This window comes from Streptomyces sp. NPDC042371, from assembly GCF_056437465.1.
The window spans coordinates 1-10,619 of the sequence record NZ_JBWKAP010000029.1 but is presented as its reverse complement, the minus strand read 5'-3'; the positions used below and the strand labels follow the sequence as shown (position 1 = coordinate 10,619).

The 10,619-nt window shown below is 71.9% G+C and carries 11 protein-coding genes; 3 read left to right on the top strand and 8 right to left on the bottom strand.

The annotated features are described in order from the left end of the window. Window positions 1–151: 151 nt before the first annotated feature. The 3 genes from AC068B_RS41105 to AC068B_RS41095 all read right to left on the bottom strand — a co-directional run bounded on the left by AC068B_RS41105 (window position 152) and on the right by AC068B_RS41095 (window position 3,199). A complete protein-coding gene (locus tag AC068B_RS41105; RefSeq protein ID WP_478676563.1) occupies window positions 152–1,066 on the bottom strand; it encodes a pentapeptide repeat-containing protein in 915 nt (304 codons plus the stop codon). 144 nt (window positions 1,067–1,210) lie between these two features. Next, window positions 1,211–2,854 carry a DEAD/DEAH box helicase gene (locus AC068B_RS41100; protein WP_478676562.1) on the bottom strand — a complete coding sequence of 548 codons (1,644 nt, stop codon included), beginning with the start codon at window positions 2,852–2,854 and terminating at the stop codon, window positions 1,211–1,213. A gap of 141 nt (window positions 2,855–2,995) precedes the next feature. After that, window positions 2,996–3,199 carry a cold-shock protein gene (locus AC068B_RS41095; protein ID WP_030362889.1) on the bottom strand — a complete coding sequence of 68 codons (204 nt, stop codon included), beginning with the start codon at window positions 3,197–3,199 and terminating at the stop codon, window positions 2,996–2,998. 288 nt (window positions 3,200–3,487) lie between these two features. Between AC068B_RS41095 and AC068B_RS41090 the strand changes: the two genes are divergently transcribed. Continuing rightward, window positions 3,488–4,417, top strand: a complete 930-nt coding sequence (locus tag AC068B_RS41090) for a tyrosine-protein phosphatase (protein WP_478676561.1) — start codon at window positions 3,488–3,490, stop codon at window positions 4,415–4,417. Here the strand turns inward: AC068B_RS41090 and AC068B_RS41085 are convergent. Next, window positions 4,414–5,826: an MFS transporter gene (locus AC068B_RS41085; RefSeq protein ID WP_478676560.1), complete on the bottom strand. Its 1,413-nt coding sequence runs from the start codon at window positions 5,824–5,826 to the stop codon at window positions 4,414–4,416. The genes AC068B_RS41090 and AC068B_RS41085 overlap by 4 nt on opposite strands. Before the next feature lie 120 nt (window positions 5,827–5,946). On the opposite strand from AC068B_RS41085, the gene AC068B_RS41080 reads away from it, so the two are divergent. Further along, entirely contained in the window at window positions 5,947–6,648 is a 702-nt protein-coding gene (locus tag AC068B_RS41080; RefSeq protein WP_478676559.1) for a TetR/AcrR family transcriptional regulator, read from the top strand. Window positions 6,649–6,651: 3 nt separating this feature from the next. On the opposite strand, the gene AC068B_RS41075 is transcribed toward AC068B_RS41080, so the two are convergent. Then, on the bottom strand, window positions 6,652–7,404 hold the full coding sequence (locus AC068B_RS41075) for a VWA domain-containing protein (RefSeq protein WP_478676558.1): 753 nt from the start codon (window positions 7,402–7,404) through the stop codon (window positions 6,652–6,654). Window positions 7,405–7,485: 81 nt separating this feature from the next. Here AC068B_RS41075 and AC068B_RS41070 point away from each other — a divergent pair, with 81 nt between their 5' ends. Then, on the top strand, window positions 7,486–8,238 hold the full coding sequence (locus AC068B_RS41070; protein ID WP_478676557.1) for an SDR family NAD(P)-dependent oxidoreductase: 753 nt from the start codon (window positions 7,486–7,488) through the stop codon (window positions 8,236–8,238). A gap of 32 nt (window positions 8,239–8,270) precedes the next feature. Here the strand turns inward: AC068B_RS41070 and AC068B_RS41065 are convergent, their stop codons facing one another. The 3 genes from AC068B_RS41065 to AC068B_RS41055 form a co-directional block, all read right to left on the bottom strand. Continuing rightward, entirely contained in the window at window positions 8,271–8,627 is a 357-nt protein-coding gene (locus AC068B_RS41065) for a hypothetical protein (protein ID WP_478676556.1), read from the bottom strand. A 198-nt stretch (window positions 8,628–8,825) separates the two neighbouring features. Then, window positions 8,826–9,929 (bottom strand): hypothetical protein, encoded by a 1,104-nt coding sequence (locus AC068B_RS41060; protein WP_478676555.1) that lies wholly within the window; start codon window positions 9,927–9,929, stop codon window positions 8,826–8,828. Between the two features lie 226 nt (window positions 9,930–10,155). Next, the gene (locus AC068B_RS41055) at window positions 10,156–10,383 is read right to left on the bottom strand and encodes a hypothetical protein (RefSeq protein WP_478676554.1); all 228 of its coding nucleotides are present in this window, start codon (window positions 10,381–10,383) and stop codon (window positions 10,156–10,158) included. Window positions 10,384–10,619: the final 236 nt, after the last annotated feature.

The following is a 10,619-nucleotide window of genomic DNA, read 5'->3' as shown; positions in this document are numbered from 1 at the left end:
AGCCACCTGTCCCTTTCCACCGTGCGGCATGGGGGTCCCCCCTGCTCGAGCGCAGCCGAGAGCTAGGGGGAGTGCGTGCCGGGCGTCGCGACCCCACGGAGATCCATCAGAAGGGCCCTAGCGGTGCGGCACCCAGCGGGTCGCCGCTCGGTCAGGTCTGCGACCAGTGCGCGGGGCGGTGGAGGGAGGCGGACAGCTTCGTGCCGTCGTCGCCCTTGGCCGCGTTCACCTGCGACTGGGTGAGGAAGAGCGCGCCGGTCAGGTCGGCGCCGCGCAGGTCCGCGTCGCGGAGGTCCGCGCCGATGAGGTCGGCCGCCCGCAGATCGGCATCGCGCAGGTCGGCGCCGATGAGGTACGAGCCGCGCAGGTCGACGCCCGCGAGGGCGGCGCCCCTGAGCCGGGCGCCGATGAGGTCGGCGCCCCTGCGGTCCTTCTTCTTGCCACCCTTGGCGCCCTTGGCGTTCCTGCCGCCTCTGCCGCCCTTGCCGCCTTGACCGGCTTGGCCCCGGTGCTCGGCCCTGACGAGTTCGCTGGTGCGCAGGAGGAGCGTGTTCACGACCTGGCGGTGGGCGGCGACGTCCGTCTCGGCGACGGCGTCGGGGTCACCCTGGGCCAGCCGCTCCGTCTCGGCGAGGACGCGCTCCAGGTCGGCGGCGATCGGCCGGGTCTGCGGGAACGTCAGCGCCTCGGTCACGTACCAGAGCAGTTCGTGGAGCTGCCGCATGAGCGGGAAGACCTCGAACATCTGTCGGGCAGTGGCCGGATCCCGACGCCAGTCGCGCCCCTCGAAGGTGCCTTGAGAGACCCGCTGCCCCGCCCCGAAGCAGTCGTACACGGTGCATCCCCGGTACCCCTTGTCCCGGAGGTCGCGGTGGATGCCGCACCGGAAGTCGTCCCGCAGATTGCCGCACGGCTTCCCCGCGTCCTTGTTCACGGGAAAGTCCGAGGACACGGAGAAGGTGAGCGCCACACAGCACAGCCCGAAGCAGCTGCCGCAGTCGGCGCGCAGCGCGGCACGGTCGTCCTCGAGCAGAGGCAGGGTGACGGGGTCGCGCTCCGATGACATCGAGCGGGCTCCTTGGGACCGGGTGGGCCGAGTGGCTCGGGTGGGACGGGTAGTGCAGATGGTGCAGGTGGGGCGGGTGGAGCCGTGGGACCGGCCGGGCCGGTCCCACGGCCGCATCAGACGTCAGACGTCAGGCGTCAGGCGTCAGGCCGCGGAGCGGCGGCCGCCCTGCGCGCCGCCGCGCTCGCCGCCGCCGGGACGGCCGCCACCACGGCGTGCCCTGCCGCCGCCGCTGCCCGCGGCCGCGCCGGACCCGCCCTGGCCCTGGCGGGGCGTGCGTCGCTGCCCGCCCTGCGCCTGGCCGCCCTGGGCCGCGCCACCGGCACCGGAGCCACCGCGCGGGCGGCGACGGCGCTGCGAGGGCGTCTTGGCCTGCTGTTGCGGCTGCGGGGTCTCGATGACCACCGGAACGCCCGAGGGCTCCCGCGCGCCCGTGATCCGGGTCAGCTCCTCGTCGGAGGAGGAGACGCGCGCCGTGTTCGGCCGGATCTCCGCGTCGGTCATGAGCCGCGTCATCTCGCGCTTCTCGTCGGGAAGGACGAGGGTGACGACGCTGCCCGACTCCCCCGCCCGCGCGGTGCGCCCGCCCCGGTGGAGGTAGTCCTTGTGGTCGGTGGGCGGGTCGACGTTCACGACCAGGTCGAGGTCGTCGACGTGGATGCCGCGCGCCGCGACGTTCGTCGCGATCAACGCGGTGACCTGGCCGTTCTTGAACTGGTCGAGCGTCCGGTTGCGCTGCGGCTGCGAACGGCCGCCGTGCAGCCCGGAGGCCCGCACGCCGTTGGCGAGCAGCCGCTTGGTGAAGCGGTCCACGGCCCGCTTGGTGTCCAGGAACATGATCACGCGGCCTTCGCGGGCGGCGATGCGCATGGCCACGGCCTTCTTGTCCGTCTCGTCGGCGACGTAGAGCACGTGGTGCTCCATCGTCGTCACGGCGCCCGCGGACGGGTCGACGGAGTGCACGACGGGGTCGGTCAGGAACATCCGGACGAGCCGGTCGATGTTCTTGTCCAGCGTCGCCGAGAAGAGCATCGTCTGGCCGCCCTGCTCGACCTGCTTGAGCAGCGCCGTGACCTGCGGCATGAAGCCCATGTCGGCCATCTGGTCGGCCTCGTCGAGGACGGTGATGCGGACCCGCGACAGGTCGCAGTCGCCGCGCTCGATCAGGTCCTTGAGGCGGCCGGGGGTGGCCACGAGGACCTCGGCGCCGCGGCGCAGCGTGCTCGCCTGCCGACTGATCGAGAGGCCGCCGACGACGGTGGCGAGGCGGAGGTTGACCGCCGTCGCGTACGGGGTGAGCGCGTCCGTGACCTGCTGGGCCAGCTCGCGCGTGGGGACCAGGACCATGGCGAGCGGGGACCGCGGCTCGGCGCGGTGCCCGGCCGTGCGGGCCAGGAGGGCCAGGCCGAAGGCGAGGGTCTTGCCGGAGCCCGTACGTCCGCGGCCGAGGATGTCGCGCCCGGCGAGGGAGTTGGGGAGCGTGGCCGCCTGGATCGGGAAGGGGTCGGTGACGCCCTGGGCGGCCAGCGTCTTCAGGAGGGCCTCGGGCATGTCAAGCTCGCCGAACGCCTCGACGGCGGGCAGGGCGGGCGTGATGCTCTCGGGCAGGGCGAACTCGCCGCCCTGGACCGGCTTCGGCCGACGGTTTCCGGATTTCCTCGCGGAGTGCGCGGAGCCCTTCGCCTGGCCGGACGGTCGGCCCCTTCCGCCTGCGCTGCCGCCTGCGTTTCCGCCTGCGGTGGCGGGTCGCTTACGGGCGGGGCGTGCCGGACGCTCGGAGCGGTTCATGCAGTAGTGCCTTCCTGGTCGCTGGACTTCCGGACCTCTGAGCCGGTGCGGCTCTGGGCCCGTAGGGCCCGATGACAGCGCAAGCCGAGGCCCGCACCTTCCGGTGCGGGCCTCGGCTGTGAGGTTCGCGCGCTGCGACGATCAGGCAGGAACGATGTTCTCGGCCTGCAGGCCCTTCTGGCCCTGCGTCACCTCGAAGGAGACCTTCTGGCCCTCGAGGAGCTCACGGAAGCCCGAGGACGCGATGTTCGAGTAGTGGGCGAAGACGTCGGGGCCGCCGCCGTCCTGCTCGATGAAGCCGAAGCCCTTTTCCGAGTTGAACCACTTAACGGTGCCGGTTGCCATGTCAATCTCCTCAACAGGGGCAGTGATTGGAGAAACACCGAATTGCGAATCTCCAGCGCTGCAATGACCCCCATACCGGAGAGAACCGGAAAAACAATAATGCGCCCTCGGAGCATTCCCGTCAGGCGCACATAAAGTTCATGGGTACCAAAACTGCAACACATAACCCTAACATGCTCCTGGTCCGGCTCGCACGGCACCTCCTCGCGCACACCCCTTCCCCCTTCAAGATCACATCGCTACCTTCGGCCAAACAATCGCTTGGTAGGCCGATGGGAAGGCGGACCGATGCGCATCTCTCGTACCCGTACCGCAACCGGACTGGCGATCTCCGCGCTCGCCCTGGGCACGCTGCCCGCATGGGCGGCCCCCTCGGAAACCGTGGCGCCCACCGCACCTCCGTACGCAGCCTCCGCACCCGCATCCGAAGCCGTCCGCCAGATCCCCCTTCAGGGCGCGGTCAACGTACGAGACGTGGGCGGCTACCGGACCTACGACGGGGAGCGCGTCCGCCTCGGACGGGTCTTCCGCGCCGACGGCCTCAGCAAGCTCACCGATGCCGACCTCGGCACGGTCGCCGGGCTCGGCCTGAAGAAGGTGATCGACTTCCGGGTGCCCGCCGAGGTGCAGTACGACGGGGCGGACCGGCTGCCCGCCGGGCTCTCCCCCACCTCCCGGCCCGTCACCGACAACGGCCTGTTCACGCAGCTCCTCACCGCCATCGGCTCCAAGGACCCGGTCAAGCAGGAGGAGATGCTCGGCAACGGCAGGGCGGCCGCGTTCATGCGCGACGTCTACCGCACGTTCGTCACCGACTCCGCCAACCGCGCGCAGTTCGCGGCCACCCTGCGCGACATCGCCGACAGCCGCTCGCCGCTGCTCTACCACTGCACGTCGGGCAAGGACCGCACCGGCTGGACGACCTATCTGCTGCTGCGTCTGGTGGGCGTGGACGAGCGGACCGCGGCCGGTGACTACCTGGCCTCCAACACCTACCGGGCCGCGTACGACGCGAAGCTCCGCGAGGCGCTCAAGCAGGGCGGGCTGATGCAGAACCCGGACCTGATCATCCCGCTCCAGGAGGTCCGCGCCGACTACCTCGACACGGCACTGACGGAGGCCACCCAGCGCTACGGCGGCTTCCAGGGCTATCTGACCAAGGGGCTCGGCCTGGACGCGGGCACCGTCCTGAAGCTGCGCGGGCGCATGGTCGGCTAAGGCGCGGCCCGGCCGCGGTCGGGGCGCGGGGTGCGGCGCGGATCGATGAGCGTGATGGTGGTGAACACCGCGACGGCCGCGAGGGCCGCGGAGGTGATCAGGACGGCTCGGGCACCGTCGGTGACGGCGTGGCTGTCGTGGCCGCCGTGGAGGGCGAAGACGGCGCCGAGCGCCGCGGTGCCGACGCCCGCGCCGAGGGAGGCGAGGGTGGAGACGGTCCCGGCGACCATGCCGACCCGTTCGGGTGCCGTGACCCGCACGGCGACGGCCATCACGGGCGCGCCGGCGATCCCGCCGCCGGCTCCCCAGGAGAGCAGCGGCAGGAGCAGCACCCACCACGGGGTGTCCGGTGTGATCAGCAGCGCCAGTGCGGCGAGGCCGACACCCTTCAGTGCGTAGCCGGAGCCGATCACCAGGCCGGGAGCCCAGTGGCTGAGCATTTTGGAGCCGACCATGCCCATGGCGATCTGGCCGATGAAGATCGGGGTCATCAGCAGGCCCGCCGCCGTCGGACTCATGCCGAGGCCGTCGGAGAAGTACAGCACCAGATAGACCGAACCCCCGATGGTCAGGACGCGCGAGAGGACGACGGCCAGCATCGCCCCGGAGAACGCGGGTCGGCCGAACATGCGCAGTTCCAGCGTCGGCACAGGCACGCGGAGCTGCACGACGAGGAAGGCGGCAAGTGCCAGGCAGGCGGAGAACAGCAGTGCGGTGTCCCGGCCGGACCACGTCGCGGCGCCGGGGCGGAGCATCAGCAGGGTCGCCAGGCCCAGACCTGCCATGAGCAGCAGGCTGCCGAGCCAGTCCGGCCGTCCTGCCTCCGGCGCGACCGGTGAGCGCGGCAGCACGCGTGCGGCCAGCGCCCAGGCGGCCACCCCGAGAGGCAGATTGACCGCGAAGACCGCCCGCCATCCGAAGGCGTCGGTCAGTACTCCGCCGAGGACCGGGGCGAGCAGTCCGGCCGCGGTCGCGAACGAGCCCCAGGCGCCGATGGCGAGGTTGCGCTCCTCGCCGGTATAGCGGTCGGAGAGCAAGGGGATGCCGTTCACCATGATCGCCGCCGCTCCCGCGCCCTGGACCACCCGGGCGACGTCGAGCCACAAGAGGTTGGGCGCCAGAGTCGCGGCCAGGGAGGCCACGCTGAACACGGCGATCCCGGCGAGGAACAGCGGCCGTCGGCCCCACCGGTCCGACATGCTCCCGACGACCTGGGTGAGTGCGCCCATGGCGACCATGTACGTCACCACCACGGACTCGGCCGACGCTCCGTCCGCGAGCTCCGCACTGATCAGCGGAAGTCCGATGGCCACGATCGTGAGGTCGACGACTACCAGCCCCGTGGAGGCGATCACGAGTACCAGGACGCCGCTCAACGGCGGTAAGCGGCGGGAGCGCTGAGACGGCATGAGGAAGTCGGCCTCCGGGCGTGGACGGGTGCGGACAGGCGTGACGTGGTCAGCCTGGAGGCGCGCACCGCTAAAAGTCAACATGTGTGAAGTTCAGGCTCGGGCCGTAGGCTGACGCCCATGCCTGCCGCCTCCCGACGCCGCCCCGCCACGCGCAAGGGCCGCCCGGTCCTCACTCGCGAGATCATCGCCGCCAAGGCTCTGGACATGGCGGGCACACAGGGGTTCGGATCCCTCACGATGCGCGCGCTCGCCGCCGAACTGGGCGTCACCGTGCGGGCGTTGTACAACTACGTCGAGGATCGTCAGGACGTCGTCAACCTCGTGGTTGACCTCCTGCTCACCTCGTGGAACCCGCCCCCGCTGCACCCCGCGGCCTGGGAGGCGTCCGTCGCCGACTACGCCCGCTCGTTGCGTGAGCTGTACCGCCGCTGGCCCCGCGCCCTGCTCGTCTCCCTCGACGAGGACGCGCCCCCGACCTCGGTGCACCCCAACCGCCTGCTCAACCTGGACCGCTTCCTGCGGCTGCTGCAGGACATCGGCCTCGGCATCCCGGCGGCGCTCTCGGCCCACCGCCACCTCTCCCTGCTCGTCCTCTCCTTCGCCCTCCTGGTCGAGCAGCCCGCCGACCGTTCCGGAGCCGACCGGAGCACCCTCGTCCCCGACGCCTGGCTCGAAGGCCACGCCGACCTCGACATCCCCACGCTCCGCCGGGCCGCCGCGCTGCCCCTCCCCACCGCGGACGAGCAGTTCGACCAGCTCATTTCCGCCGTCACCACCCAGATCCGCGGGGAGCTCGCCATCGCCGGTGCGTCCGGATAACTCCTAGCCCGGCTTCGGGGCGACGATCCCGCGGGCCCGCGCCGCCGCGAGCCACGCGGGGAACTCCCCCACCAGCCGGTCGTAGAGCTGGTCGTCCGCCACTGCCAGGGGGTCCTCGCCCACGTGGAAGAAGCCCGCGTTGTCGACGGGGCGCTTGGCGGGGACGGCCAGCTCGTCGAGCTTGCGCAGGTAGTCGAACTGCTTGCTCTTCGGGTCGCCGAAGCCGATGAACTGCCAGAACAGGGGCAGCTTCGCCGCCTTGCACAGATAGCGCTCGGCGGCGAGCTTGTTGATGGGGCCCCCGTCGGTCTGGAAGATGACGAGGGCGGGCGCGGTGGCGGCGCCCTCACGGCTGGCACAGCTCTCGACGTAGTGGTCGATGACGGCGTCCATCGCCAGGTGGTAGCTGGTCTTGCCCATGTGCCCGAGCCCGGCCACGATGTCGTCGATCCGGCCGTGGTGGTTGTCCAGCGCGATGTCCGTCACCGCGTCCACGTCCGTCGAGAAGAAGACGGTGGGCACGACCCCGTCGTCGTCCAAGTGCGCGGAGAGGCCGAGGACGCGGTCGGCGAGGGCCTGGACGCTGCCGTCCTGGTAGTAGGGGCGCATGGAGCCGGAGTAGTCGACGACGAGGTAGACGGCGGCCCGCGCGCCCTCCAGGCCGTGCTTGCGCAGGGAGACCCCGGCGCTCTTGTAGAGGCTGACCAGGGCAGGCGCCGAGTCCTCCACCTTGCGCAGACTGATTGCGGATCCCATGTGCCGCCCCGCCCTTCCACCTTGCACATATGACTGCTAGACACATGCCGATTCGGCACGTGCGGACATACGGAGGGTGGCATGAACTTCCGTGAGACGCGAAAGGTCTCCTACGGCCTGGACGGCAGGACCGTCCTGATCACGGGGGCGGGGCGCGGCCAGGGAGCGGCGGAGGCGCGGCTGTTCGCGGCGGCAGGGGCGCGGGTCGTGGTGACCGACGTACGGGAGGAGGGCCGCGAGGTCGCCGATTCCCTGGGCGAACAGGGGCTGTTCGTACGGCACGACGTCACCGACGCGGAGAGCTGGGCGTCGGCCGTGGCAAGGGCTCTCGATGCCTTCGGGCGGCTCGACGTCCTGGTGAACAATGCGGCGCTGTGGCGGACTGCGTCCGTGGAGGACGAGACGTACGAGAACTTCGAGGCCCTGGTCCGGGTCAACCTGCTCGGGCCGTTCCTGGGCATCCAGGCGGTGCTGCCCGCGCTGAAGGAGGCGGGCGGCGGTTCGGTCGTGAACGTCTCGTCGACGGCGGGGCTGGTCGGGATCCCGGGCCACGCGGCGTACGGCTCGACGAAGTTCGGCCTGCGGGGTCTGACCCGCTCCTCGGCGCTGGACCTGGCCAAGTACCGGGTGCGGGTCAACTCCGTCCATCCGGGGGCGGTCGACACCCCGATGATCTCCGCCGCCTCCGCCGGGCGGGACTGGTCCCATCTGCCGCTGGGCAGGATGGGCCGCCCGGAGGAGGTCGGGGAGCTGGTGCTGTTCCTGGCGTCGGACGCGTCGTCGTACGTCACGGGGGCGGAGTTCACCGTGGACGGCGGGTCGACGACGGGGTGAGCGCTCCCGGCGCCAGGGCCTGCCTCAGGGCCTTAGTGGCGGCCGGTCAGGAACACCGAGCGCAGCTTGAGGCGGTCGGTGGCGGGGTTGCCGTGCGGACGCAGCGTCCAGGAGTCGCCGGTGCAGTCTTCCCCGGTGAACACCATCACCCATTCGTCGGTGTCGTTGTGCGGGGCGAACGCGGGCTCGGAGGAGTCCGGGTCGGCGACCTCGGGCAGGGCGACGCAGCCGGGGCTCGGCGGGTCGTGGAGGGTGGCCGACTGCGGTGTGCCGTCGAGGCCGACGAACTTGTAGGAGAAGTCGCCGGTGGCGGCGCTCGCGGAGGTCGGCAGGGTGACGACGAGGGCGAGCGCGCCGAGGGCGGCGGCGACGGTGTGGCGAAGGCGCATGAATTCCGTTTCCGTACGGGCGCGGGACCGGGACGTCCGGCGCCTGGGGTGGCCGGACCCGTCCGGGAGTCGACGGGTCCGGCTGCGCCATCCCCCGTCGGCGGCCCGCACATGCGGGGTGTCACCCGTGCGGGGCTGCCGAATCGATCCTGCGACCGCCGTGTGGGCTACCGCCCGGCGCTACGCCCCCGCCTGGCCCTACACCCCCGTCTGGTCCTGGAACGCGGGCAGCGCGAAGATCCGCGTCTTCGCGTCGTCGTCCATCAGCTCGACGAGCGGCATGACCAGCTCCCAGAGGTCCTGCTTGTCGACCTCCCGGGCCAGCGCGTCCAGATCGGGCTCGGGCAGCGCGCCCGCCGTGTCGGCGACGACCTTGCGGGACTCGGCGGGCAGCGCGTCCACGAGCGGCAGGAACTCCGCCCACAGGGCGGTGGCGACGACCGCGCGCACCACCCCGGCGAGCACGTCCGCGCCCCGCAGCGAAGGCAGTTCGGCCACCGCTCGCCGCTCGTCCTCGCCCAGGAGCGCGACCAGGGGCAGCAGGGACTCCCACAGGTCCTGCTCCGCCACCGTCGTGACCAGGGAGTCGAGCCGGTCCTGCGGCTGTCCCGCGGTGAGCGAGGCGATGCGGCCGCGCTGTTCGCCGGTGACCATGCCCGCGACGGCGAGCGCCTCGGGCCACAGTCCGTCGGCTGACGCGGAGCCGATGACCGAGGCGAGCCGCTCCTCGCCCATCAACTCGATGATGTGGCCGAGCCGTTCGGGTACGTCGATCACGAAGCCGGTCCTGAGGACGGCGGCGTCGTCGACCTGCGGCAGGATGCGGCGCAGCGCGGGGTCGGGGAGGTGGCCGACGAAGCGGCCCATGGTGAGGTGGTCGCCGCGCTCGGCGAGGGCGACGGCGATGCGGACGACCAGGTCCTCGCCGAGGCGGCCCACGATGCCCTCGATGCGGCGGGGGTCGAGGTGGGCGCAGGACCGGGCGGTGAACGACACCGGGAGCTTCTCGATGATGTCGGCGGCGCGCGCGGGTTCCAGGCGGCCCGCGACGGCGGCGGCCAGGCGCGGGCCGAGGGCCTTCTGGGAGATGGCGGCCGCGACTCCGGCGGGCACCAGTTTCGTGGCGGACGCGATCCGGTCGAGCATGTCGGGCGCCCGGTCGAAGAGGGCCGCGACGGTCTGGGTGCGGAAGCGGCGTACGTCCTCGACGGGCAGGCCCTGGAGGAAGGCGAGCGCGTCGGGTTCGACGTCGAGCAGGTGGGCGATCTTGAGGGCCTCGGCCCTGCCGCGCAGCTTGTCCATGCTGACTCCTCGCTCGTCTCGGCTAGGGCCCTTCTGATGGATCTCCGTGGGAGGAGGAGCGGCGTCCGGTGCGTGCGATCGGCGTGCGGTGGAAAGGGTCATGTGGCGGAGCCACCTGTCCCTTTCCACCGTGCGGCATGGGGGTCCCCCCTGCTCGAGCGCAGCCGAGAGCTAGGGGGAGTGCGTGCCGGGCGTCGCGACCCCACGGAGATCCATCAGAAGGGCCCTAGCGGAAGAGGATCCGGCGGACGGGGCCGCGGGCCAGGGCGGGCACGAGTTTCAGTGCCTCCTCTGCGGCTTCGTTCAGTCCGGCGGCCCGGCTCTCGCGCTGCCGCTCCAGTGCGTCGGCGAGCGCCGCCAGGTGCGGGGGCTCCAACTGTTCGAAGGATTGCGGCGGTTGGTCCCGCAGCTCCGCGCCGAGCCGCTCGTGCTGCTCCCGTGTTCCGGTGCTCACTTCGCCTCCCAGGGGTGACCCACGGCCGGGTACGCGTCCAGAGAGTGGCGCCGAATTGACTTTTAGTCAATAGGCGGGGGTGCGGAAGGCGGACAGGGAGGAGTGGGGGGGGGGGGGGCCCGCCCCCCCCCCCCCCCCCCGGGGGGGGGGGGCCCGGGCGGGGCCCCCCCCCCCCCCCCCAGCCACCCCCCCCCCCCCCCCCACCACCCAGAGAAAAAAACCCCCCCGGCCCACAC